Below are 22,906 nucleotides of genomic sequence, written 5' to 3' on the forward strand. Positions count from 1 at the left end.
CGATGCCGTTTTGGCATCGACTTCACGCGTTCAGAGGAAATATGAGTCTACAAAACGAATTCGACCAGGCGCTGGCCGATTCCAAGAATCTGTCCGAGCGCCCTGACAACATGACGCTGCTGAAAATGTATGCGCTATACAAGCAGGCCAGCAGCGGCGACGCCAGCGGCGATCGTCCCGGTTTCACCGATATGGTGGGCCGCGCCAAGTGGGATGCGTGGGATGCCTTGAAAGGCACCGGCAAGGACGACGCGATGCAGCAGTATATTGATTTTGTGGCAGATCTGAAAGCCTGACCGGCACGCCCACTAATGAGTGTATTCATCACGCGCCACGGCGCGCGATGAACAAAGTAAAAACCCCGCCTGCTGCGGGGTTTTTTATTGGCCGACTCAGGTCTTGGCGGCGCCGTCCAGCACTTGCGGATTGAGCAGATTCGGCGGCCGCTGTCCTGCCATCGCCGCAATCAGGTTGTCGGCCGCGCAATTGGCCATCGCACGCCGGGTCGCCTCCGACGCGCTGGCAATGTGCGGCGTTAGCACCACGTTCGACAGGCTCAAAAAATCCGGATGGAAGCGCGGTTCGTTCTCGAACACGTCGAGTCCTGCGGCCGCGATCCGCTTGTCGCGCAGCGCGCCGATCAACGCGGCGTCGTCGACGATGCCGCCGCGCGCGATATTGACCAGCGTCGCGGTCGGTTTCATCAGCGCCAGTTCGGCCGCGCCGATGCTGTGATGGGTCGCGGTCGAATACGGCAGCACCAGCACGATATGGTCGGCGCTGCGCAACAATTCCTCCTTGCTGACGAACTGCGCATTATTCGCATGCGCTTCCCGGTCGGCCGACAGCCGCGAACGGTTGTGGTACAGCACTCGCATGTCAAAACCCAGCGAACGGCGCGCGATCGCCTGGCCGATCCGACCCATGCCGATGATGCCCAGCGTCGCGCCGTGCAGATCGGCGCCGAGAAAACTGTCATAACGCCACTTGTCCCAATGGCCGGCGCGCAGCCAATGCTCCGATTCGGTGATGCGGCGCGCGGTCGCCATCAGCAGTGCCCAGCCGAAATCGGCCGTGGTTTCGTTCAGCACGTCGGGCGTATTGGTGACGATGATGCCGGCGTGTGTGGCGGCATCGAGGTCGATGTTGTTATAGCCGACCGCCATATTGCAGATCGCCTTCAGTTGCGGATTGGCGGCGATCACCGCGGCGTCGATCAGCGTACTGGGCGTCGCATAGATGCCATCCTTGTCGCGTAGCTTGGCGAGCAGTTCGTCGTGGCTGAACAGGCGATCTTCCTGATTCGATTCGATGTCGAACTGTTGCGACAGGCGTGCCACCACGTCCGGGAAGATGGCTTTGGCGATCAGGATTTTTTGACGCATCAGATTTCCTCTTAAACTATTTATGCTGGAGTATGTTCATATTCCGCAGATTATATTTGAGGAATATGAACATGATGGCATGAGTATATTTGAAATTACCACTGCGCCGCGCTCAGCAATCGGCGACGATGATCACATGGACCCGGTACGGGCCGTGCGCGCCGAGCACGATGGTCTGTTCAATATCGCCGGTACGCGACGGTCCGGAAATGAAATTGGTCGCGCGCGGCAGTACCCCGCGCTCGGCACGCGCCAGCGCAAACGCATCTTCCATCGCCGCTACGATGCGCGACGCCGGCACGATCGCGATATGCGTCTCCGGCAGCAAGCTGGCCGACGCGAACGTGTCCGGCCCCGACAGCAGCAGCAGCGTGCCGGTCTCGGCAACCGCACAAAAGCAGCCGGTGATGCCGACCATGTCCTCATTCCTGGGAGGTCGAAATTCGACACCTAGGCCGGCTTGCTGCCAATTTAATCCGGCCAGCGTGTTCCACGCGATCGCTTGCCGGGGTACTCCAGCAACGACGCCGACGCCGTCCAGATAGTGCGCGACCGCAGCCGGCACCTCGGCCATCGCCGCGACGCGCGCGACCGTGTCCGACATGCGCAGCGCCTGTTGCTCGAAATGCGCGACCAGATCGGCGCCGACTGCCGGCCGTGGCCCTTCCGGATGATGACGCAGATAGTGCTGCGCCGCGGCATGCTCGTCTGGGGTCTGCTCGGCGGAGCGATTCTGGGCCTTGCGGATGCGGGCGAAAATGGCGAGTCGGGCGGCGGTAGTGTCCATGCTGGGCTGGTTATTGACGATGTGGTTGATGTGGTTGATGCGGTTGAGGTATCGATGAGGCGCTGCGCGATCGGTGTTGCGGTCGGGTCGTAAACATGAACCATGACAGTTTGCGCCGTAGCCAGATGCTGCGTTCGCCGAGCGCCATGGCGATCGCAACCAGTTTAACCGCAACGTTGTGCTGTCGGTTCAGCGTGGCGCAATCTCAAACACCTGCCGCAAATAATTTACGTAGGCCTGATCGTCGCACATATCCTTGGACGGCGTATCGGATAGCTTGGCGACCGGCTGGTCATTGCAACGCACCATCTTGATCACAATCTGCAGCGGTGCATAACCGAGGTCGTTGGTCAGGTTGGTGCCGACGCCGAAGGCCAGCACGGTGCGGTCCTTGAAGCGCAGCGTGAGCTCGATCACGCGCCGGAAGTCGAGGCTGTCGGAAAAGATCATGGTCTTCGACTTCGGATCGATCCGGTTCTTCTGATAGTGCGCGAGCAGCTTTTCGCCCCACACGAACGGGTCGCCGGAATCATGCCGCGCACCGTCGAACAGCTTGCAGAAATACAGGTCGAAGTCGCGCAGGAACGCATCCATGCCGTACACGTCGGACAGCGCGATGCCGAGGTCGCCGCGGTATTCCCTGGCCCACATCTCGAAGCCGAAAATCTGCGAATCGCGCAGGCGGGGCCCGAGCGCCTGGCAGGCTTGCAAGTATTCGTGCGCCATGGTGCCGAGCGGAATCAGCTGATCCCGCAGCGCCGCCAGTACGTTCGAGGTACCGGCAAAATGCGCGCCGAAATCGCGTTTCAGCGTCGCGATGACTTCTTCATGCCAGCCGCGCGAAAAGCGGCGCCGCGTGCCGTAATCGGCGATCTTGCAATCCCTTAACGCCGGATCGTCGCGAATCAGCGCGATCTTGGCCTGCAGGCGACGACGGCCTTCGGCGTAGTCGGGGGTCGGCTGAGTGGCGCGGAAATACGCTTCGTTGACGATCGCCAGCACCGGGATCTCGAACAGGATGGTATATAGCCACGGGCCCTTGATCACGATCTCGATCTGGCCGTCGTGCTGCGGCGCCGCTGCGACCGTGATGTATTTCTGATTCATCTGGAACAGGCCGAGGAAATCGACGAAGTCGCTCTTGATGAAGCGCAACCCGCTCAGATAATCGAGCTCTTCCTGCTGAAAACGCAGTGCGCACAAGCCGGCGATCTCGGCCCGGATGGTATCGATATACGGCGTCAGATCGACCCCGGCGTTGCGGTTCTTGAAGCGGTATTCGACCTGCGCACCGGGAAAGTGATGCAGCACGACCTGCATCATGGTGAATTTGTAGAGGTCGGTATCGAGCAGCGATTGGATGATCATGGCGGCTGGCTAATGACGGCGATGACGGCGATGTCGGCAAATATCGGCGCCACGGAAGCGCCATGGCGGATTGCCATAGGCCAATATACTCCATGCGATGCTGCCGAATTGCGCATATGAAATAATGGAAGTTGGCATATACCCATCAACAATCATTGTCGTAGCGTGTGAAAATCGCTAGCGAGCGCGGCTCACTTCATTGCCGCCGCCGGCCGTCTCGCCCGCACTGCCGCATCGTCCGGCTGATAACCCTTGCCGTCAGCATAGTGCCAGTTGCGCATCACGTTCTTGCCGTCGATCTGCTCCAGCGTGCCGACGTAAGTGCCCATCGTCGATTGCTGGTCGATCGCGCGGAACATCACCGGGCCCAGCGGCGAGTCGAAAGTCAAGCCGCGCATCGCCAGCACCAGCCGCTCGGCATCGGTCGACTGCGCCTTTTTGATGGCCTGCGCCACCGCCATCAGCGTGCTGTAGCCGACTACCGAGGCCATCGATGGATGGTCATGGTATTTTTGGACGTAGGCGACGGCAAACCTGCGATGTTCCGGCGTGTTGATCTGATCCCAGGGGTAGCCCGTGACGATCCAGCCTTTGACCGCCTGCTTGTCGAGTGCGCTCAGGTTTTCCGGTTCGCCCGATAGCAGCGAGACCACGGTGACTTTGGCGAACAGCCCGCGTGCATTGCCCTCCTGCACAAACTTGCCGAGATCGGCGCCAAAGCAGGCGTTGAAAATGGCGTCCGGCCGTTGCCTGGCCAGCGCCGCGACGGTCGCCGCCGCGTCGAGCTTGCCCAAGGTGGGCCACTGGTCGGCGACAAATATGACATCCGGACGTTTAGCCTTGAGCAACAGCTTGAAATTGAGCGCCGCGCTCTGGCCATATTCGTAGTTGGGCGCAATCACGGCCCAACGCCGCGCCGGCAGCTTGGCTGCCTGTTCCACCAGCATCGCGGTCTGCATATAGGTCGACGGCCGCATGCGGAACGTATAGCGATTGCCTCTGTCCCACGTAATCGCGTCGCTGAGCGGTTCGGCGGCGACAAACAGTTTCTTGTTGTGCAGCGCGAATCCGGCCAGCGCAAGGCCGATATTGGACATGAAGCTGCCGGTCAGCACGTCGACCTTTACGGTCGTCAGCAGGTCCTGCGCCTGCCGTATCGCCTGATCCGGCTTGCCGCCGTCGTCGCGCGCGATGACTTCCAGCTTGCGGCCATTGACGCCGCCGGCGGCGTTGACTTCGTCGAGCGCCAATTGCCAGCCGTTGCGGTAGGGTTCGGTAATCTGCGGCGCATTGGAATAGCTGTTGATGTCGCCGATCCGTATCGGGTTGCCGGCGTGCAGATCGGGGTTGACGTCTCCAGCCAGCGCTGCGCCGCAACAGGTGAGCCCGGCGAACAGGGCACAAATCCAGGTCAAAGTCGATTTCATGTCAATCTGATGCCACCCTTTTTGCCAGTTCAGGACACTATAAAGGAATATGCTGTCGCGTCACCAACAACGCGCCGCCGATGGCCACGGGATTGATCGCGTGACAGCAAACAAAGTCGATCCCTAGCATGTATTTGCTTATATGTAATCTGTATAAGCCTGATTTGTGAGAAAAGCACAATTGCCTTAAAATACAATGCTTTGCAACTCATTGTTTACGCCTGTGCGCGCGAACATGGCGGCCACAGTGGCCAATGCCCGGCATTTTGCACCGCATTTGCAGCGAAATCGCTGGCAGGCTCCACCAGCCTCCAAAATTACTAATAGGACTGTTATGACCCACGTTGTCACCGAATCCTGCATCCGCTGCCGCTACACGGACTGCGTCGATGTATGCCCGGTAGATTGTTTTCGAGTAGGGCCGAACTTTCTATCGATTGATCCGGACGAGTGCATCGATTGCGCGGTCTGCGTCGCCGAATGCCCTGTCAACGCGATCTACGCAGAAGAAGACGTGCCGGCCGAGCAGCAGCAATTCATCAAGCTCAACGTCGAACTGGCCCGCGCCTGGCCGTCGATCACCAAGACCATTCCTCCGCTGGCAGACGCCGACGAATGGAAGGACAACAAAGACAAGCTGCAGTATCTGGCGCGCTAATGCCTGCCGCCACGCTGTGAGCAGCGTGGCCGCAATTGGACTAGCGGAATAGCGGATTGACGGATTGACGAATTGACGGATTAAATTAATACCAAGCGTCCGATCGCCGCTACCGACCTGCCCGCATCATCGTTTTTGAACCATTGCACCTGAACGCTGTGCGCGACCATTGCCGCGCACTGAATAATTGATCAACAGGAACTGAACAGTCGTATGGATACCAGCACCGCCATTGATAGCTCGACCCTCGCCACGCATGGCGTCGGCAGCGCGCCCCTCTCCGGCCAGTCAGGCCCCACCGAAACCGACGCGATCGTCATCGGCGCCGGCCCGGTCGGGCTGTTCCAGGTATTCGAACTCGGCCTGCTGGAAATCAAGGCGCATGTCATCGATTCGCTGCCCGTAGTCGGCGGCCAATGCGTGGAGTTGTATCCGGACAAGCCGATTTACGACATCCCTGCGGTGCCGGTGTGCACCGGCCAGGAACTGACCAATAACCTGCTCAAGCAGATCGAACCGTTCGGCCCGACCTTCCATCTGAACCAGGAAGTGACGCTGGTCGAACGCCGTGAAGACGGCCGTTTCAACCTCGAAACCTCGGCCGGGAATCGCTTCATCACCAAGACCATCTTCATCGCGGCCGGCGTCGGTTCGTTCCAGCCGCGCACGATCAAGGTCGACGGCATCGACCAGTTCGACGGTTCGCAGCTGTTCTACCGCGTCAAGGACCCGGTGCCGTTCCACGCCAAGAACCTGGTGATCTGCGGCGGCGGCGACTCGGCGCTGGACTGGGCGCTGAACTTCGCCGGCAAGGCCGAATCGGTCGTGCTGCTGCACCGCCGCGAGGATTTCCGCGCCGCACCGGCTTCGGTCGCGAAGATGAAGGAAATGTGCGAAAACTACGAGATGCAATTGCTGATCGGCCAAGTCACCGGCTTTGAGTCGCGCGACAACCAACTGTCAGAGATCAAGGTCACCGGCCTGGACGGCGTCACCCGTCGCCTGCCACTCGACATGCTGCTGGTGTTTTTCGGCCTGTCGCCGAAGCTCGGCCCGATCGCCGAATGGGGCCTCGACATCGAGCGCAAGCAGCTCAAGGTCGTCAATACCGAAAAATTTGAAACCAATGTGCCAGGCATCTTCGCGGTCGGCGATATCAACACCTATCCGGGCAAGAAGAAACTGATTCTGTCGGGCTTCCACGAAGCAGCGTTGGCCGCGTTCGGCGCCGCGCCGTACATCTTCCCGGACAAGAAGATCCACATGCAATACACCACCACCTCGCCGAAACTGCACAAGATCCTCGGCGTGGAAAGTCCGGTGTTCGACTAATTTCCGGGATTCGACTAATCTCCAGGATTCGAGTCATCATCCACATTGGGCCGCGGTATTGCTTTCCCGGCCGGCCCTGAATCGACCATCCTGCGGCGCATCTCGCGGCGGCGCTATCCGGTATGCGATGCGCCGCTGTTGCGTTTACTTGATCGCCGGCCAACGTGGTCGTCAGGAGTTGGCGCTGGTCATTAGAGTTCCACTGCCGTAACAGGATACTGGTGCGTATTTATAGGCTCCCATTCAAATGCATGCGGGTGATGCCATGTTTAACGACATACTCCCCAGAAAATCGTCGTTTCAAAGTGCCTGCCCGACCACTGGTCGAGCGCAATATGTCTGCCAGAATTCACCGTGCCCGCCAAGTGGCCCGCGCACCAACCGTGGACCAATATTGCGTCATCGCGTTACCGATACGCAGCTTCGAGCGTTAAGGAAATGCGAAGTTAGCGCAGCGGCGGCAGACTATTATCGCTGCCGCAATAATAATCTTGCAGAACTTGCATTTGATTAGCGTTATCTCAATGCAAATGAACAGAAAATCGTAAATCATGTCTCCAAACGTGAACATGTTGCGGAGAAATTCAGTAAACAGGTCTATGATACTTTGCATCAACGTTGATCTGCCAAACCATCTTGGCGGACCCGGAATACAGGGAAGAAGTCACCATGCTTTACCATTTTCATGAAATGCATCGTACGATGATTACCCCGCTGACCCAATGGGCCGAGGCAACAGCGACGCTATTTACCAATCCGGTTTCACCGTTCGCGCATGCGCCGTTTGCGCAGCGCATTGCGGCCGGCTACGAATTGATGTATCGACTTGGCAAGTATTACGAGAAGCCGGAATTCGAACTCGGCACCACGCTGGTTGATGGCGAGACGGTCACGATCACTGAAGTGGTAACAGTACAGAAACCGTTCTGCACGCTACTGCATTTCAAGAAAGATCTGAGTGCCAAAGACCTGGCCAAGTTGCACCAACCGAAGGTGTTGCTGGTCGCGCCGCTGTCCGGCCATCACTCGACACTGCTGCGCGATACGGTACGCGCGCTGCTGCCGGAGCACGACGTCTACATCACCGACTGGACCGATGCGCGCATGGTGCCGCTGTCCGACGGCGCCTTCCATCTGCATGATTACATCTATTATGTACAGGAGTTCATCCGCGAACTCGGCCCGGACCTGCATGTGATTTCGGTCTGTCAGCCAACGGTACCGGTGCTGGCTGCGGTGGCGCTGATGGCGACCGCCAACGATCCCAAGCTGCCGAAAAGCATGACCATGATGGGCGGCCCGATCGACCCACGCAAATCGCCGACCCAGGTCAATGACCTGGCGACCGAGAAGAGCTTGTCCTGGTTTGAAAATACGGTAATCGACAGCGTGCCGCATAACTTCCCCGCATTCGGCCGCAAGGTGTACCCTGGCTTTCTGCAGCATGCCGGCTTCATTGCGATGAATCCGGGTCGTCACGCGCAGAGCCACCGCGAGTTTTACCAGCATCTGATCGAAGGCGACGACGCGTCGGCCGAAGAACATCGCCAGTTCTACAATGAATACAATGCGGTGCTCGACATGCCGGCCGAGTACTATCTGGACACGATCAAGACCGTGTTCCAGGAATTCCGGCTGCCGATGGGCACCTGGGAGGTGGAAGGCCAACTGGTGCGGCCGCAGGATATCAAGAATGTCGCGCTGTTCACCATCGAGGGTGCGCTGGACGATATTTCCGGCTCCGGCCAGACCCACGCCGCACAGGACCTGTGCGCGGCCATTCCGACATCGATGAAGCAGCATTTCACCGCGCCGAAATGCGGTCATTTCGGCATTTTTTCCGGCCGCCGCTGGCGCGAAGAGATCTGCCCGAAAATCGGCGAATTCATCAAGGCGCACGCCTGATTTTCCAACCAGCTTGATGCAAAAGCCGTTCTCCCGCCAGGGACAACGGCTTTTTCATTTGTAGCGGCCGCCAATTAATCCGATAATGGGCCCATGCCAATCCTGCATTCTGCCCCAATCACCACGCCGCCATCACTGGCCGATCAGATCGAAGACCTGCTGCCACAAACGCAGTGCACCAAGTGTGGCTATCCTGCCTGTCGCCCGTATGCCGAAGCGATTGCCTGCGGTGAGGCCAATATCAATCAATGTCCGCCCGGCGGCATCGAAGGAGTCGCGCGACTGGCGCAATTGCTCGGCCGCCAGGTAATCCCGATCAATCCGGTCAACGGCCACGAACGGCCGCGCCCGGTCGCGGTGATCGATGAGGCCTTGTGTATCGGCTGCACCCTGTGCATACAGGCCTGCCCGGTCGATGCGATCATCGGCGCCGCCAAGCAGATGCACACTATCCTGGCCGATTCATGTACCGGTTGCGATTTGTGCGTCGCGCCGTGCCCGGTCGATTGCATCGCGATGGTGCCGGCCACCGGCGACGCAACCGGCTGGGCAGCGTGGTCGCAGCAGCAGGCCGACGCGGCGCGCGCCCGACACGACTTTCGCGCTGCTCGGCTGCAGCGTGAAAGGGATGAAAACGATGCGCGGCTGTCGGCCAAGGCACTGGAAAAGCTGAAGGCGACCAATGCCGAGATCGCGCTGACGCCGGAGCAAAAAGCCGAGCAGGAGCGCAAGAAGGCCATCATCCAGGCAGCAATGGAACGGGCGCGGCTCAAAAAAGAAGCGCAGGATGCCGCCAAACTCAAAGACGATCTAACAGCGCCAAAGAATAATCAATAATGAATCCGACCAAGCGCCGCGAAATTTTCACCCGCTTCCGCCAGGCCAATCCGCACCCGACCACCGAACTCGAATACAGCAGCCCGTTCGAGCTGCTGGTCGCGGTGATTCTGTCGGCCCAGGCCACCGACGTCTCGGTCAACAAGGCGATGCGCAAGCTGTTCCCGGTTGCCAATACGCCGGCCGCGATATTGGCGCTCGGCGTCGACGGCCTGATCCCGTATATCCAGACCATCGGCCTGTTTCGCACCAAGGCAAAAAACGTGATCGAAATGTGCCGTATGCTGCTGGCCGAACAGGGTGGCGAAGTACCGCCCACGCGTGACGCGCTGGAGGCGCTGCCCGGCGTCGGCCGCAAGACCGCCAACGTGATCCTGAACACCGCATTCGGCCAGCCGGCCATCGCGGTCGACACCCATATCTTCCGGGTGTCGAACCGTACCGGGCTGGCACCCGGCAAGGATGTCGATGCAGTCGAAAAAAAACTGCTGAAAGTGATCCCTGCTGAATTCAGGCACGACGCGCATCACTGGCTGATCCTGCATGGCCGCTACACCTGCATGGCGCGCACACCGCAGTGCTGGAATTGCATGATCGCCGACCTGTGCGATTACAAGGACAAGACGCCCAGGCCGAAGGGAACGTAATGAAGCCAGCGCACCTGGAACAACATTCGGAAGCCAGCGCCACCGTGCGCGATATCGTGATTGGCATGGCGGACGGCCTGACGGTGCCGTTCGCGCTGGCGGCCGGCATTACCGGCGCCGCGGTCGGGTTGGACGTGGTCGTCACCGCCGGTCTGGCAGAAATCGCCGCCGGCTCGATCGCGATGGGACTGGGCGGCTATCTGGCGGCCCGCACCGAACGCCAGCATTATTTTGCCGAGCGCGCCCGCGAGGAGCATGAAATCCGCGTCGTACCCGACAGCGAACGCATCGAAGTGGTCGAGATCATGGCGCAATACGGCGTCAGTGCCCAGGAATGCGCACCGCTGCTGGCGGCGCTGCAACGGAACCCGAAGTCGTGGCGCGACTTCATGATGCGATTTGAGCTGGGGCTGGAAGAGCCGAATCCGATGGCCGCCAAGAAAAGCGCGCTGACCATCGGGCTGTCGTATATCGTCGGCGGACTGATCCCGCTGTCGCCGTATCTGCTGCTGAAAACGCCAGCCACCGCGCTGGCGATGTCGGCTGCGGTGACGCTGACGGCGCTGGTTGCCTTCGGCTATCTGAAAGGCCATTTCACCGGAACCGACGCCGTCAAATCCGCGATGCAGACGCTGAGTATCGGCGGGCTGGCGGCCGGCGCCGCGTTTATCATCGCGCGTCTGATCACCTGATCGCGGGCACGGGGTGCCGGGCCGGCTGGCTTAAGCAATCCTGCAAGCTTCGTCGAAGGCCAGGCGCGGCGAACGCGGGAACAGCTGTGCCGGGTCGCCATAACCGAGGCTGCAAACAAAATTGACCGTCAGTGTCGTGCCGGCAAAAAATTCCGCATTGATTTTATCCGCGTCGAAACCGGACATCGGCCCGCAATCGAGGCCAGCGGCACGGGCCGCCACGATGAAGTAGCCGCCCTGCAGCGATGAATTGCGAAATGCCGTCGCGTCGATCAACGCCTGGTTGCCGGCGAACCACGATCGTGCATCCGCATGCGGAAACAGTACCGGCAATTTCTCGTAAAACGCCATGTCCATCGCGATGATCGCGGTCACCGGTGCGGCGCGGGTCTTGGTGGCATTGCCTGGCGACATGCATCCCACCAGTTTCTCTTTTTCCTGCTTTGACTTGACGAACACGATACGCGCCGGCGCGCAGTTGGCCGAGGTCGGGCCCCATTTCATCAGGTCATAAATGTGGCGCAACTGGGCATCGGTCACCGGCCGCTCGGTCCAGGCGTTATGAGTGCGGGCATTATTGAACAGCGTATCCTGGGTCAGATTGTTTAACATGCGATTCCATTGATAAAGTAAGTGACCTGTATTCTACTGGCGCCCGTGCTGTGTTGTCCGGTCGGGCCACGAACGATTTACAATGCGGTATTCCCAAATTCGACCGACCAGATGTTCAATCCCAGCCAGCAAGATGTACGACGCTTTTTTTGCGAAACCGCGCGCAAGCAGCGCGCAAATGAAATCCTGACGCCGTTGGAAGCGATTGCGGCCGACTGGATCGTGCAGCATCCGGAATATACCGATGCACTGGCCGATCCGGAGGCGGCGCTGGCGGCCGACTACTCGGTCGAGAACGGCCAGAGCAATCCGTTCCTGCATTTGTCGATGCATCTGTCGATCGCCGAACAGCTGTCGATCGATCAACCGCCGGGCATCCGCGCCGCCTGTCAGTCATTGGCACAACGGCTGGGCGACGAACATGCGGCGCATCATCGGATGATGGAATGTCTGGGTGAAATGATCTGGAGCGCGCAACGCAACGGCTTGCCGCCCGATGCCGCCACCTATCTCGACTGCATCCGGCGCAACCGCTAACGCGCGCCGGAGACAACAACCGACCGCGGCCGACACGGTTTAAAGGTATAAAAAGCCACGGCATCCGTGGCTTTTTTTATTCTGCGTGCAATTGTGCTGTGCACCTATTTGCATTCATTTGCGCATCACCAGCGAGCCTGGCAGGCTGTGCAGATAGGCGGCGATATCCTGGATGTCCTTGTCCGACAGTGGTTTGGCCTGACCAGCCATGATCGCGTTGGCGCGGCCGTTGGCGGCCGAGCCACCGCGACGGTAGGCGGTCAATGCATGCTCCAGATAATCCTGATGCTGGCCGGCCAGCTTCGGATAGCTAGGATCGATCGGTGTGCCGAAGTCCTTGCCATGGCAGGATGCGCAGCTGTATTTGTCGGTCAATGCCTTGCCGGCATCGATATTGCCGCCTGCCAGCGCGTCGAACGACGCTGCGCAGGAAACTAGAACTATCGCCGATGCGAGAATTTTTTTCATATTGGGGTCTCCTTATTTCTGCTGCGAATAATAAGCGGCGACATCGGCTATGTCCTGATCCGACAGGCTGCTCGCTATACCGCGCATCGAAGGATGATTGCGATCGCCTTTTTTATAGGCCTTCAGCGCATTTTCAATATATTTTTCCGACTGACCACCGATCATCGGCACCTTGTAGACCTCGGGAAAAGCGGATTTGTAACCGCCGATGGCGTGGCAGCCGACGCACATGGCGATCTTGTTTTCAGCGGCTTTGGCATTGCCGACAACATCCGCAGCGGCGGCAAGGTTGGCCATACCGGCAAATGCCAGCAGTGCAACGCAGGGTGCGATGATTTTTTTCATGGTAGCAGGGTATAAAACGCGAAACTGACGAGGTACGGATGCCACCAGCGATGATTTACGCAAAACTGACCGCGGCAGAATGCAAAAACAGCTGTGGCGACGCACTATTAACCGTTGATTTTACCTCAAGACTTGCTGTCAGTCCATGCCGAGTCATGGCGCGAAAGCAAGCGCGCCCGGCCCCGTATTGCCCTGTCATGGTGTCGGCGCCGATTTTCCGGTGCCATCTGCTACGCGCGCCCTGCCCTGCACGCCGCGGCAGAACTCTATCTCGCGTATACTTGAGCCTCTTTTCCTTTCGATGACCTAACCCATGCGACACGATTCCGGACCGGCCCGTTTTGAGGGCTCGCAGACTTACGTAGCCACCAGTGATCTGAAACTGGCGGTCAATGCTGCCCTGACCTTGCAGCGCCCGCTCCTGATCAAGGGCGAACCCGGCACCGGCAAGACCATGCTGGCCGAGGAAGTGGCGCAGGCGCTCGACATGCCGCTGTTGCAGTGGCATATCAAGTCGACCACCAAGGCCCAGCAGGGTCTGTACGAATACGACGCGGTCTCGCGGTTGCGCGACTCGCAGCTGGGCGACGCCCGGGTCCAGGAGATCCACAACTACATCGTCAAGGGCGTGTTGTGGCAGGCCTTTACCGCCGACGAGCCGGTGGTGCTGCTGATCGACGAGATCGACAAGGCCGACATCGAATTCCCGAACGACCTGCTGCGCGAACTCGACCGCATGGAGTTTTACGTCTACGAAACGCGCCAGATCGTGCAGGCCAAGCATCGCCCGCTGGTGATCATCACCTCGAATAACGAGAAGGAATTGCCGGACGCCTTCCTGCGCCGCTGCTTCTTCCACTACATCAAGTTCCCCGACAAGGACACCATGCAGCAGATCGTCGACGTGCATTTCCCGACGCTGAAAAAGGACCTGTTGGCGCAAGCGCTGCAGACCTTCTACGAGGTGCGCGAGGTTGCCGGCCTGAAGAAGAAACCGTCCACCTCGGAATTGCTGGACTGGCTCAAGCTGCTGCTGGCCGAGGATATTCCGGCCGAAGCGCTGCGCAGCCGCGATGCCAAAACGGTGGTGCCGCCACTGCATGGCGCGCTGCTCAAGAACGAGCAGGACGTGCATCTGTTCGAGCGCCTGATGCTGATGTCGCGCGCCAATCGCTGACCGCTAGCGCGCAGATTAATGGGGGAGTATAGGAAAAAATACCCATTAACGCGCTGAAATTTATTGCGTACTTAAAAAATACACAGCCCAGTATAAAAAATGTCATTTACCTCCCCGACCACGCTCCAGGGCCGTCACGCGACGCTTGAACCGCTATCGATGGACCACCATGACGGCCTCGCGGCCGCGGTGGCCGACGGCGAATTGTGGAAGCTCTGGTACACCCACATCCCGCCCCCGGAACAGATGCGCGCCGAGATCGCCCGTCGGCTCGAGGTCCAGGCCACCGGCGACATGCTGGCGTTCGCGATCCGCCGCAACGATACCGGCGCGTTGTGCGGCATGACCACTTACATGCACATCGATGCACCCAACCGCCGGCTCGAGATCGGCTCGACCTGGACTGCCGCCAGCGCCCAGCGCAGCGGCATCAATACCGAATGCAAACTGATGCTGCTGACGCATGCGTTCGAGACGCTCGATTGCATCGCAGTCGAGTTCCGCACCAATTTCATGAACCACCAGTCGCGCGCGGCCATCGCGCGTCTCGGCGCGCGCCAGGACGGCATCCTGCGCAGTCATCAACTGATGGACGGCGGCGCGCTGCGCGACACCGTAGTATTTTCGCTCATTGCGTCGGAATGGCCGACTACCAAGCGCCATCTGCAGTACCAACTGGATCGTTAGGCCATTCATCATGGGTGCCTCGGGAAATCGTAGCGAGCGGCTCAAGCTTGAGTCGAGAAGCGCAGTCGTACGAAGGTACGACGAGCATCACAGAATCGAGATTGGGTCGCGCAGTAGATTTAGCGAGGTGCCCTCATGCTGATCGATTTCTTCTTCACTCTGAAAGATGCCAAGATTCCGGTGTCGATCAAGGAATTCCTGGTGCTGCTGGAAGCGCTGCAAAAGAACGTGATCGACCACACGCTCGACGATTTCTACTATCTGGCGCGCATCACGATGGTCAAGGACGAGGCGCATTTCGACAAGTTCGACAAGGCCTTCGGGCTGTATTTCAAGGGCATCGATGCGGTGTTCGACAAGAACGCCGAGATTCCGCTCGACTGGCTGATCCAGCGCATGCAGCGCGAACTGACCGACGAGCAGAAGGCGGATCTGGAAAAATTCGGCTACGACAAGCTGATGGATCGCCTCAAGGAGCTGCTGAACGAACAGAAGGAGCGGCACGAAGGCGGCAGCAAGTGGATCGGCACCGGCGGCACCTCGCCGTTCGGCAATGGCGGCTCCAATCCGGAGGGCATCCGGATCGACGGCGCGGGCGGCAGCCGCAGCGCGGTCAAGGTGTGGGAGGCACGCGCCTACAAGGATTACGACGCCGAGCGCGAACTGGGCACGCGCAACATCAAGATCGCGCTGCGGCGGCTGCGCAAGTTCGCGCGCGAAGGCGCGGCCGAGGAACTGGCGCTGGACGCGACGATCCGCGCCACCGCCAACAACGCCGGCTACCTCGACATCAAGATGCAGCCGGAACGCAAGAACAACATCAAGGTGTTGATGCTGCTGGACGTCGGCGGTTCGATGGACGACCACATCGCGCGCACCGGGGAACTGTTCTCGGCCGCCAAGACCGAATTCAAGAACATGGAATTTTTCTACTTCCACAACTGCGTCTACGACCATCTGTGGAAGCACAACCGACGGCGTCATGCGGAACGTTTCGCGACCTGGGACATCTTGCGCAAGTACACGCCGGACACCAAGCTGATCTTCGTCGGCGACGCCACCATGAGCCCGTATGAGGTATTGCAGCCGGGCGGCTCGGTCGAATACAACAACGAGGAAGCCGGCGCCGCCTGGCTGCAACGCTTCACCAGCGCCTTCCCGAAATTTGCCTGGCTCAATCCGGAGCCGGAAGGCCTGTGGCAATACCGGCAATCGATCACGGTGATCCGCCAGATCATGAATAACCGGATGTTTCCGGTCACGATAGAGGGGCTGGAGCGGGCGATGCGCTTGCTCAGCAAATAAGTCACCGGACAAACAGGCGATGCACGCTGCCCGCATCGGCCCGCAGCAGCAACGCGACGGCGGCCTACGTAACGTTGGCGATGGGCTTACGCGCTTTTTTTTGTTTCGATTGCTCGCGGCGCGTCAGCGGCAGGAACTTCATCAGGGTCGACAACAGCAGGTTGCCAGTCAGCGGCTTGTTCAGAAAGCCGTCCAGATCGACGCCGACCGCCTTCTCCTGATCCAGCACGGCGCCACTGCCGAGCAGGAAAATCACTGCGGTACTGTTGTCGCCGCGATATTTTTTGATCGCCTGGCATAGCTTGTACGGATCCATGTCCGCAGCCGAGGTATTGATCATCACCAGCGCAATTCGGCGCAGCTTGCAGGCTTCGATCACTTCCGCCTCGTCGCTGGCCAGATGCACGGTGACGTGATAGCGGCTCAGCATATCCGCCACAAATTGATGGAAGGCCGGGGTCTGGTCGATGATCAGCACATTGCCGCTGCGGTTGGGCTGGCGACGCATGGCCTTGTATTCGGCCGGATCGGTCAGGTCCAGGTCGACACGATCGGTGCGGCGCCGCTCCGGCACCAGCACCACGCCGGAGGCATCGAGCGTGGCCAGCACCTGGTCGCGTTTGTCAATCAGCTTTTCCAGCGCGTCGAACAGCTTGCGCCAGCGGATCGGCCGCTCGACCCGTTCGTAAGGCAGCTCAATCTCGGGTGTGCCTACCAGCAGCGCCGGCCGGATGTCGCTCGGACCGACATCGGACAGCGCCGCCAGCGCCTTCAGTTCATCGGCGTTGGCGATATAGACGTCGGGATCCTGCAGGCTGTCGTCCGGCAAATGGAAGTAGGTATGGCTGGCGCTGCGCTCGACCTTGAACGTCGCTTCGAAAATCCCGACTTCGTGGGCCGAGAATCCAATCAGCCGCACGGCAAGTGGAATGGTTTGATTTTGCATACTCGCATTTTATGCAAACTACCTTGCATTTTGTTAAAGACGGCTCAAATTCTTTATCGCACTGTTGTTCTATTGTTCTGCGCCACGGCAGAGGACCCAAAAGCCGTCACCAAAAGTTCGGTGCCGATGACGAGCACCGTTTACGCCGTGTCGCGGCGCGATGGACGCCGTCGCCTGAAATTATACTCATCGATCCCTAAGTCAATTCCTGTTATAAACCATAGGTGACGAGTCGATACCCACCAAAACTCCGCAAATAAGTTGCGCCACTCGCGCGGTGTAGACAGCCAGCACCGCGCTCCCCCCGGCGGCGCGCGTGCAAACATCGAAGGCAGTCCGCGAATATTTATTTAGAATGCTGGTACAAAATGCTGATACGGAATCGGACACACAGAATCGGACACACGACGGACACACTGAAATAATGCACTATGGCAACATGCTGCGCGCCCGTCACCAACACGCAGTCAACCTAAACACAACAGAATTTGCACAACAACTGAATGGCCACTAAAAAAACTGCCTCATCCGACTATAGCGAAGCCTCGATCCGGGTCCTGAAAGGGCTGGAGCCCGTCAAGCAACGTCCCGGCATGTACACCCGTACCGAAAACCCGCTCCATATCATCCAGGAAGTCATCGACAACGCGTCCGACGAGGCGCTAGGCGGCCATTGCGGGCACATCGTGGTCACGCAGAATGCCGACGGCAGTGTCAGCGTCGAGGATGACGGACGCGGCATTCCGGTCGGTCTGCATCCGGAAGAAAAGGTGCCGACCGTCGAGATCGTGTTCACCCGCCTGCACGCCGGCGGCAAGTTCGACAAGGGCGCCGGCGGCGCCTATGCGTTCTCGGGCGGCCTGCATGGGGTTGGCGTGTCGGTCACCAATGCGCTGTCAACGCGGCTGGAGATTGCCGTGTGGCGCGAGGGTCGCGTGCACCAGATGGCGTTTGCCAACGGCGACGTGATCGAGCCGCTGACGTCGCGCCCGATCGGCCGCGATGACAAGAAGTCCGGCACCCGCGTCACCGCCTGGCCGAATCCGAAATATTTCGACAGCCCGGCGATCTCGCAGCCGGAACTGCAGCGGCTGCTGCGATCCAAGGCGGTGCTGCTGCCCGGCGTCAAGGTCACGCTGATCAACGCCAAGACCGGTGACAGCCAGAGCTGGCAATACGAGCAGGGCCTGCGCGGCTATCTGACCGAATCGCTGGCGCAGACCTCCAATGGCGAAACCCTGATTCCGCTGTTCGAAGGCGCGCAGTATGCCGGCGTCGACACCGACGGCTTCGCCGAAGGCGAAGGTGCGGCCTGGGTGGTCGCGTGGACCGAAGACGGCGCCGTGGTACGTGAATCGTATGTCAACTTGATCCCGACCTCGAACGGCGGCACCCATGAATCGGGCTTGCGCGAAGGCCTGTTCGGCGCAGTCAAGAATTTCGTCGAGATGCATTCGCTGCTGCCCAAGGGCGTCAAGCTGCTGCCGGAAGACGTGTTCGCGCGCGTCTCGTTCGTGCTGTCGGCCAAGGTGCTGGACCCGCAATTCCAGGGCCAGATCAAGGAGCGCCTGAACTCGCGCGACGCGGTGCGGCTGGTATCGACCTTCACCAAACCGCCGCTGGAACTGTGGCTGAACCAGCACGTCGATTACGGCAAGAAGCTGGCCGAACTGGTGATCAGGCAGGCCCAGTCGCGGCTACGGTCGGCGCAAAAGGTCGAAAAGAAAAAATCGTCCGGCGTGGCCGTGCTGCCGGGCAAACTGACCGATTGCGAATCATCCGACATTGCACGCAACGAACTGTTCCTGGTCGAGGGTGACTCGGCCGGCGGCTCGGCCAAGATGGGGCGCGACAAGGAATTCCAGGCGATTCTGCCGCTGCGCGGCAAGGTGCTGAATTCGTGGGAAAGCGACCGCGACCGGCTGTTTGCCAACAACGAGATCCACGACATCGCGGTCGCGATCGGGGTCGATCCGCACGGGCCGAACGACAGCCTCGATCTGGCCGGCCTGCGCTATGGCAAGATCTGCATCCTGTCCGATGCCGACGTTGACGGCTCGCACATCCAGGTGTTGCTGCTGACGCTGTTTTTCAAACACTTCCCGGCCCTGATCTCGAATGGCAACATCTGCATCGCGCGCCCGCCGCTGTATCGGGTCGATGCCCCGGCGCGCGGCAAGAAGCCGATTCAGAAGATCTACGCGCTGGACGACGGCGAACTGGTCGCGATCGAGGACAAGTTGCGCAAGGAAGGTGTGAAAGACGGCGCCTGGGCTATCTCGCGCTTCAAGGGTCTGGGCGAAATGAATGCCGAGCAGTTGTGGGAAACCACCATGAATCCCGACACCCGGCGCCTGCTGCCGGTCGCGCTCGGCGAATTTGACCGGGCCGCATCGGAACACCGCTTCAATATGCTGATGGGCAAGGGCGAGGCGGCGGCGCGGCGGGCCTGGATCGAGGAACACGGCAACGAGGCAGAAGCGGATATTTGATGCGCAGTTTTGTAAAATCGATGATGTTGCTGTGCTGCCTGGCCGGATTATTCGGCGCCGGCAGTGCACGGGCCGATGTCTACGGCTACATCGACGAACAGGGCAACGGGCATTTTTCGACCGTCAAGATCGACGAGCGATATCAGATTTTTTTGCGCGGCGATCAAGCCTTCGATTCGTCGAAGCTGGTCGGACCGGCCGCCGCGACTGACGCCCAAACGACACCGCTGATGCGCTATCTGTCGCAGCATCCGAACCTGAAGAGATTTGACAAGATACTGAACCAGGCGGCCAGCGATTTTGCGCTGGAACCGGCGTTGCTGAAGGCGATCATGGCGGCCGAATCGGGTTTCGACCCGCTGGCGGTGTCGCCGAAAGGCGCCATCGGCTTGATGCAAGTGATGCCGGCCACCGCCGAACGTTATGGCGTGCAGGCCGACCGCAAGCACAGCATCGAACAGAAGCTGAGCGATCCCAAGACCAATATCCGGCTGGCGGCACGTTACCTGCGCGACTTGCAACAGCTGTTTCCGAGCAAGCAGGAGCTGATGATCGCGTCCTATAACGCGGGCGAAGGTGCGGTGCAAAAATACAAGAACCAGGTTCCGCCATACCCGGAAACGCGCAACTACGTGCGCTTGGTTTCCCAGTTTTATCAGATCTATCAGATACGTAAGGCGCCGACCGACCAGGCCGGCGCCTCCGACAGTCCGAAACGCATCCATATGACGATCCCTGGCCGGCGCAACATGCCGTCCGCCGTCAGCGGCACCCAACAACAATAAACCACGCGGACCACCCCCGCGCCCAACCAATCAGAATCCATGTCCGAACAAGCCAATCTCTTTGACCCTGCCCCGCAACCGAACGACGACGAGGCGCTGACGCTGGCGACCTTTGCCGAGCGCGCCTATCTCGACTATGCGATCTCGGTGGTCAAGGGGCGCGCCCTGCCCGATGTCTGCGACGGCCAGAAACCGGTGCAGCGCCGCATCCTGTATGCGATGAACGAGCTGGGCTTGAATGCCAGCGCCAAGCCGCGCAAATCGGCGGCCGTGGTCGGCGACGTGCTCGGCAAACTGCATCCGCACGGTGATCAGTCGGTGTACGACGCGCTGGTGCGGATGGCGCAGGACTTTTCGCTGCGTTACCCGCTGATCGACGGCCAGGGCAATTTCGGCTCGCGCGACGGCGACGGCGCGGCGGCGATGCGCTATACCGAGGCGCGCCTGACGCCGATCGCCAGGCTGCTGCTCGATGAAATCGGCCAGGGCACGGTCGATTTCCAGCCCAATTACGACGGCTCGACCGAAGAGCCGAAGCTGTTGCCGGCACGGCTGCCGATGGTGCTGCTGAACGGTGCATCCGGCATCGCCGTTGGCCTGGCAACCGAAATCCCGTCGCACAACCTGCGCGAAGTGGCGCAGGCCGCGGTCGCGCTGATCCGCCATCCGACACTGAGCCATGCCGAGTTGATGGCGATGATCCCCGGCCCCGACTTCCCCGGCGGCGGCCAGATCATCACGCCGGCGGCGGCGATTGCGGAGATGTACGCGAGCGGCCGCGGCAGCATGAAGGTGCGGGCGCGCTGGAAGACCGAGGAACTGGCGCGCGGCCAATGGCAGATCGTGGTGACCGAATTGCCGCCCGGCACCTCGTCGCAGAAAGTACTGGAAGAAATCGAGGAGCTGACCAACCCGAAGATCAAGCTCGGCAAGAAAGCACTGTCGGCCGAACAGCTGTCCCTGAAGCAGGTGATCCTGGCTTCGCTCGACACGATCCGCGACGAGTCCGGCCGCGAAGCCCCGGTGCGGCTGGTGTTCGAGCCGAAATCGAAGAACCAGGATCCGGCCGAATTCATGCACATGCTGCTGGCGCATACCTCGCTGGAAACCAGCGCGTCGATCAACCTGGTGATGATCGGCGGCGACGGCCGTCCGCGCCAGAAGGCGCTGGGCGACATCCTGCGCGAGTGGATCGCATTCCGCTTTGTCACCGTCACCCGCCGCACCCAATTCCGGCTGAACAAGGTCGATGACCGCATCCACATCCTCGAAGGTCGCGAGGCGGTGCTGCTCAATATCGACAAGGTCATCAAGATCATTCGCGAATCGGACGAACCGAAGGCGGCGCTGATGGCGGCGTTCAAGCTGTCGGACCGGCAGGCCGAAGACATCCTGGAAATCCGGTTGCGCCAGCTGGCCCGACTGGAAACCATCAAGATCCAGCAGGAACTGGCCGAGCTGCGCAAGGAAAAAGCGACACTGCACGACCTGCTCGACAATCCGAACTCGATGCGGAAGTCGATCATCAAGGAGATCGAGGCCGACGATAAACAATTTGGCGATGCGCGCCGCACCCTGATCGAAGAAGCGCAAAGAGCCACGGTCGAGCAGAAGGTGATCGACGAGCCGGTGACGGTCGTGATCTCGCAAAAAGGTTGGGTCCGGGCCCGCACCGGCCACGGCCACGACATCGAGCAGTTCACCTTCAAGGCGGGCGACGCGCTATACGGCACATTTGAATCCCGCACCGTCGACAACCTGCTGGTATTCGGCACCAACGGCCGGATTTACACGGTCGCCGTCGCCGCCCTGCCCGGTGCGCGCGGCGACGGCGTGCCGATCACGACGCTGGTGGAACTGACCAGCGGCAGCCGGGTGCAACATTATTTTGCCGGCAGCCCGGACACCACGCTGCTGCTGGCGTCGAACGCCGGCTATGGCTTTACCGCCAGGGCCGGCGACATGGTCAGTCGCAACAAGGCCGGCAAGTCGTTTGTCACCCTTGACGACGGTGCCGAACCGCTGGCGCCGCGCCTCGTCGATGCCGGCGCCAGTGCGCTGGCCTGCTTGTCGGAAAAGGGCCGCTTGCTGGTATTCGGGCTCGACGAAATCAAGCCGCTGGCCAGTGGCGGCCGCGGTGTGACGCTGATCGACCTGGAGCCGCACGAGAAGCTGCTGGCGGCGCAGCCGATCAGCCAACGCGGCGTGCTGGTGTCAGGCATCGGACGCGGCGGCAAGGCGCAGGACGTCAGCCTGTCGGCCAGCGGTCTCGCGATCCACATCGGCAAACGCGCGCGCAAGGGCAAGTTGCTGGAATCGAAATTGAAACCGCTCACGCTGACTGCATTGAAGTAGGCGATCGCGTCGATCGGCAAACATGGTGGTTGGCCACCGGTTTCGCGGGAACGCCGTAAAGTTTGTGGATACCTGACTGGGTGTAAGGGCTTGCATTTGAAAAGTCGGGTTCGCATTCGAGGCCACACGCGCAGAGTGCCAGGCGCGTGCGGCGTCCGC

22 protein-coding genes are annotated in these 22,906 nt (G+C 60.2%); 14 read left to right on the forward strand and 8 right to left on the reverse strand.

All coding sequences use genetic code 11. The features are described 5' to 3' along the window. The first annotated feature begins 41 nt into the window (after window positions 1-41). Window positions 42-296, forward strand: a complete 255-nt coding sequence (locus ACFOFO_RS08960; RefSeq protein ID WP_390325850.1) for an acyl-CoA-binding protein — start codon at window positions 42-44, stop codon at window positions 294-296. Window positions 297-392: 96 nt separating this feature from the next. On the opposite strand, the gene ACFOFO_RS08965 is transcribed toward ACFOFO_RS08960, so the two are convergent. The 4 genes from ACFOFO_RS08965 to ACFOFO_RS08980 form a co-directional block, all read right to left on the reverse strand. Further along, window positions 393-1,385 (reverse strand): 2-hydroxyacid dehydrogenase, encoded by a 993-nt coding sequence (locus ACFOFO_RS08965; RefSeq protein ID WP_390325852.1) that lies wholly within the window; start codon window positions 1,383-1,385, stop codon window positions 393-395. 112 nt (window positions 1,386-1,497) lie between these two features. Continuing rightward, window positions 1,498-2,172, reverse strand: a complete 675-nt coding sequence (locus ACFOFO_RS08970; protein WP_390325855.1) for a LutC/YkgG family protein — start codon at window positions 2,170-2,172, stop codon at window positions 1,498-1,500. A gap of 189 nt (window positions 2,173-2,361) precedes the next feature. Further along, window positions 2,362-3,540 carry a nicotinate phosphoribosyltransferase gene (gene pncB, locus ACFOFO_RS08975; RefSeq protein WP_390325857.1) on the reverse strand — a complete coding sequence of 393 codons (1,179 nt, stop codon included), beginning with the start codon at window positions 3,538-3,540 and terminating at the stop codon, window positions 2,362-2,364. 191 nt (window positions 3,541-3,731) lie between these two features. Next, window positions 3,732-4,967 (reverse strand): ABC transporter substrate-binding protein, encoded by a 1,236-nt coding sequence (locus ACFOFO_RS08980; RefSeq protein WP_390325859.1) that lies wholly within the window; start codon window positions 4,965-4,967, stop codon window positions 3,732-3,734. A gap of 334 nt (window positions 4,968-5,301) precedes the next feature. Here ACFOFO_RS08980 and fdxA point away from each other — a divergent pair, with 334 nt between their 5' ends. From fdxA to ACFOFO_RS09010, 6 genes are all read left to right on the forward strand, one after another. Beyond that, window positions 5,302-5,625 carry a ferredoxin FdxA gene (fdxA, locus tag ACFOFO_RS08985; RefSeq protein WP_390325861.1) on the forward strand — a complete coding sequence of 108 codons (324 nt, stop codon included), beginning with the start codon at window positions 5,302-5,304 and terminating at the stop codon, window positions 5,623-5,625. Between the two features lie 213 nt (window positions 5,626-5,838). Continuing rightward, window positions 5,839-6,957 (forward strand): NAD(P)/FAD-dependent oxidoreductase, encoded by a 1,119-nt coding sequence (locus ACFOFO_RS08990; protein WP_390331394.1) that lies wholly within the window; start codon window positions 5,839-5,841, stop codon window positions 6,955-6,957. Between the two features lie 669 nt (window positions 6,958-7,626). Next, window positions 7,627-8,862, forward strand: a complete 1,236-nt coding sequence (locus ACFOFO_RS08995; RefSeq protein WP_390331395.1) for a polyhydroxyalkanoate depolymerase — start codon at window positions 7,627-7,629, stop codon at window positions 8,860-8,862. 93 nt (window positions 8,863-8,955) lie between these two features. Next, complete coding sequence (gene rsxB / locus ACFOFO_RS09000) at window positions 8,956-9,699, forward strand: electron transport complex subunit RsxB (protein WP_390325863.1); 744 nt, start codon at window positions 8,956-8,958, stop codon at window positions 9,697-9,699. Next, window positions 9,699-10,346 (forward strand): endonuclease III, encoded by a 648-nt coding sequence (gene nth, locus ACFOFO_RS09005; protein ID WP_390325865.1) that lies wholly within the window; start codon window positions 9,699-9,701, stop codon window positions 10,344-10,346. Before rsxB ends, nth begins: the two co-directional genes overlap by 1 nt. Beyond that, the gene (locus ACFOFO_RS09010; protein ID WP_390325867.1) at window positions 10,346-11,038 is read left to right on the forward strand and encodes a VIT1/CCC1 transporter family protein; all 693 of its coding nucleotides are present in this window, start codon (window positions 10,346-10,348) and stop codon (window positions 11,036-11,038) included. Before nth ends, ACFOFO_RS09010 begins: the two co-directional genes overlap by 1 nt. Before the next feature lie 30 nt (window positions 11,039-11,068). Here the strand turns inward: ACFOFO_RS09010 and ACFOFO_RS09015 are convergent, their stop codons facing one another. Beyond that, window positions 11,069-11,650: a malonic semialdehyde reductase gene (locus ACFOFO_RS09015; RefSeq protein ID WP_390331396.1), complete on the reverse strand. Its 582-nt coding sequence runs from the start codon at window positions 11,648-11,650 to the stop codon at window positions 11,069-11,071. A 111-nt stretch (window positions 11,651-11,761) separates the two neighbouring features. On the opposite strand from ACFOFO_RS09015, the gene ACFOFO_RS09020 reads away from it, so the two are divergent. Next, entirely contained in the window at window positions 11,762-12,187 is a 426-nt protein-coding gene (locus ACFOFO_RS09020; RefSeq protein ID WP_390328189.1) for a DUF1841 family protein, read from the forward strand. A 114-nt stretch (window positions 12,188-12,301) separates the two neighbouring features. Here ACFOFO_RS09020 and ACFOFO_RS09025 read toward each other — a convergent pair whose 3' ends face one another. Both ACFOFO_RS09025 and ACFOFO_RS09030 read right to left on the reverse strand, forming a co-directional pair. Continuing rightward, window positions 12,302-12,655, reverse strand: coding sequence for a c-type cytochrome (locus tag ACFOFO_RS09025; RefSeq protein ID WP_390325870.1), 354 nt, complete (start codon window positions 12,653-12,655; stop codon window positions 12,302-12,304). Window positions 12,656-12,667: 12 nt separating this feature from the next. After that, window positions 12,668-13,000: a c-type cytochrome gene (locus ACFOFO_RS09030; RefSeq protein ID WP_390331458.1), complete on the reverse strand. Its 333-nt coding sequence runs from the start codon at window positions 12,998-13,000 to the stop codon at window positions 12,668-12,670. 313 nt (window positions 13,001-13,313) lie between these two features. Here ACFOFO_RS09030 and ACFOFO_RS09035 point away from each other — a divergent pair, with 313 nt between their 5' ends. The 3 genes from ACFOFO_RS09035 to ACFOFO_RS09045 all read left to right on the forward strand — a co-directional run bounded on the left by ACFOFO_RS09035 (window position 13,314) and on the right by ACFOFO_RS09045 (window position 16,169). After that, on the forward strand, window positions 13,314-14,177 hold the full coding sequence (locus ACFOFO_RS09035) for an AAA family ATPase (RefSeq protein WP_390331397.1): 864 nt from the start codon (window positions 13,314-13,316) through the stop codon (window positions 14,175-14,177). Between the two features lie 99 nt (window positions 14,178-14,276). Beyond that, window positions 14,277-14,864, forward strand: a complete 588-nt coding sequence (locus ACFOFO_RS09040) for a GNAT family N-acetyltransferase (RefSeq protein WP_390325874.1) — start codon at window positions 14,277-14,279, stop codon at window positions 14,862-14,864. Window positions 14,865-14,999: 135 nt separating this feature from the next. Continuing rightward, window positions 15,000-16,169 carry a vWA domain-containing protein gene (locus tag ACFOFO_RS09045; protein WP_390325876.1) on the forward strand — a complete coding sequence of 390 codons (1,170 nt, stop codon included), beginning with the start codon at window positions 15,000-15,002 and terminating at the stop codon, window positions 16,167-16,169. 64 nt (window positions 16,170-16,233) lie between these two features. Here ACFOFO_RS09045 and ACFOFO_RS09050 read toward each other — a convergent pair whose 3' ends face one another. After that, window positions 16,234-17,115 carry a response regulator gene (locus ACFOFO_RS09050; protein WP_390325878.1) on the reverse strand — a complete coding sequence of 294 codons (882 nt, stop codon included), beginning with the start codon at window positions 17,113-17,115 and terminating at the stop codon, window positions 16,234-16,236. A gap of 503 nt (window positions 17,116-17,618) precedes the next feature. Between ACFOFO_RS09050 and ACFOFO_RS09055 the strand changes: the two genes are divergently transcribed. From ACFOFO_RS09055 to parC, 3 genes are read left to right on the forward strand one after another with little or no spacing between them, the layout of a single operon-like run. Continuing rightward, a complete protein-coding gene (locus tag ACFOFO_RS09055) occupies window positions 17,619-19,607 on the forward strand; it encodes a DNA topoisomerase IV subunit B (RefSeq protein ID WP_390325880.1) in 1,989 nt (662 codons plus the stop codon). After that, complete coding sequence (locus ACFOFO_RS09060) at window positions 19,607-20,392, forward strand: lytic transglycosylase domain-containing protein (RefSeq protein ID WP_390325882.1); 786 nt, start codon at window positions 19,607-19,609, stop codon at window positions 20,390-20,392. The genes ACFOFO_RS09055 and ACFOFO_RS09060 overlap by 1 nt, the downstream gene beginning before the upstream one ends. Window positions 20,393-20,431: 39 nt before the next feature. Further along, the gene (parC, locus tag ACFOFO_RS09065; protein WP_390325885.1) at window positions 20,432-22,747 is read left to right on the forward strand and encodes a DNA topoisomerase IV subunit A; all 2,316 of its coding nucleotides are present in this window, start codon (window positions 20,432-20,434) and stop codon (window positions 22,745-22,747) included. Window positions 22,748-22,906: the final 159 nt, after the last annotated feature.

Origin of the sequence: Pseudundibacterium arcticum (assembly GCF_042646465.1) — a bacterium.
Classification (GTDB): Bacteria; Pseudomonadota; Gammaproteobacteria; order Burkholderiales; family Burkholderiaceae_D; genus Undibacterium_A; species Undibacterium_A arcticum.

Coding starts and splice junctions, on each gene's coding strand:
- ACFOFO_RS08960 (WP_390325850.1), top strand. CDS start 42: ATGAGTCTACAAAACGAATTCGACCAGGCGCTGGCCGATTCCAAGAAT.
- ACFOFO_RS08965 (WP_390325852.1), bottom strand. CDS start 1,385: ATGCGTCAAAAAATCCTGATCGCCAAAGCCATCTTCCCGGACGTGGTG.
- ACFOFO_RS08970 (WP_390325855.1), bottom strand. CDS start 2,172: ATGGACACTACCGCCGCCCGACTCGCCATTTTCGCCCGCATCCGCAAG.
- pncB (WP_390325857.1), bottom strand. CDS start 3,540: ATGATCATCCAATCGCTGCTCGATACCGACCTCTACAAATTCACCATG.
- ACFOFO_RS08980 (WP_390325859.1), bottom strand. CDS start 4,967: ATGAAATCGACTTTGACCTGGATTTGTGCCCTGTTCGCCGGGCTCACC.
- fdxA (WP_390325861.1), top strand. CDS start 5,302: ATGACCCACGTTGTCACCGAATCCTGCATCCGCTGCCGCTACACGGAC.
- ACFOFO_RS08990 (WP_390331394.1), top strand. CDS start 5,839: ATGGATACCAGCACCGCCATTGATAGCTCGACCCTCGCCACGCATGGC.
- ACFOFO_RS08995 (WP_390331395.1), top strand. CDS start 7,627: ATGCTTTACCATTTTCATGAAATGCATCGTACGATGATTACCCCGCTG.
- rsxB (WP_390325863.1), top strand. CDS start 8,956: ATGCCAATCCTGCATTCTGCCCCAATCACCACGCCGCCATCACTGGCC.
- nth (WP_390325865.1), top strand. CDS start 9,699: ATGAATCCGACCAAGCGCCGCGAAATTTTCACCCGCTTCCGCCAGGCC.
- ACFOFO_RS09010 (WP_390325867.1), top strand. CDS start 10,346: ATGAAGCCAGCGCACCTGGAACAACATTCGGAAGCCAGCGCCACCGTG.
- ACFOFO_RS09015 (WP_390331396.1), bottom strand. CDS start 11,650: ATGTTAAACAATCTGACCCAGGATACGCTGTTCAATAATGCCCGCACT.
- ACFOFO_RS09020 (WP_390328189.1), top strand. CDS start 11,762: ATGTTCAATCCCAGCCAGCAAGATGTACGACGCTTTTTTTGCGAAACC.
- ACFOFO_RS09025 (WP_390325870.1), bottom strand. CDS start 12,655: ATGAAAAAAATTCTCGCATCGGCGATAGTTCTAGTTTCCTGCGCAGCG.
- ACFOFO_RS09030 (WP_390331458.1), bottom strand. CDS start 13,000: ATGAAAAAAATCATCGCACCCTGCGTTGCACTGCTGGCATTTGCCGGT.
- ACFOFO_RS09035 (WP_390331397.1), top strand. CDS start 13,314: ATGCGACACGATTCCGGACCGGCCCGTTTTGAGGGCTCGCAGACTTAC.
- ACFOFO_RS09040 (WP_390325874.1), top strand. CDS start 14,277: ATGTCATTTACCTCCCCGACCACGCTCCAGGGCCGTCACGCGACGCTT.
- ACFOFO_RS09045 (WP_390325876.1), top strand. CDS start 15,000: ATGCTGATCGATTTCTTCTTCACTCTGAAAGATGCCAAGATTCCGGTG.
- ACFOFO_RS09050 (WP_390325878.1), bottom strand. CDS start 17,115: ATGCAAAATCAAACCATTCCACTTGCCGTGCGGCTGATTGGATTCTCG.
- ACFOFO_RS09055 (WP_390325880.1), top strand. CDS start 17,619: ATGGCCACTAAAAAAACTGCCTCATCCGACTATAGCGAAGCCTCGATC.
- ACFOFO_RS09060 (WP_390325882.1), top strand. CDS start 19,607: ATGCGCAGTTTTGTAAAATCGATGATGTTGCTGTGCTGCCTGGCCGGA.
- parC (WP_390325885.1), top strand. CDS start 20,432: ATGTCCGAACAAGCCAATCTCTTTGACCCTGCCCCGCAACCGAACGAC.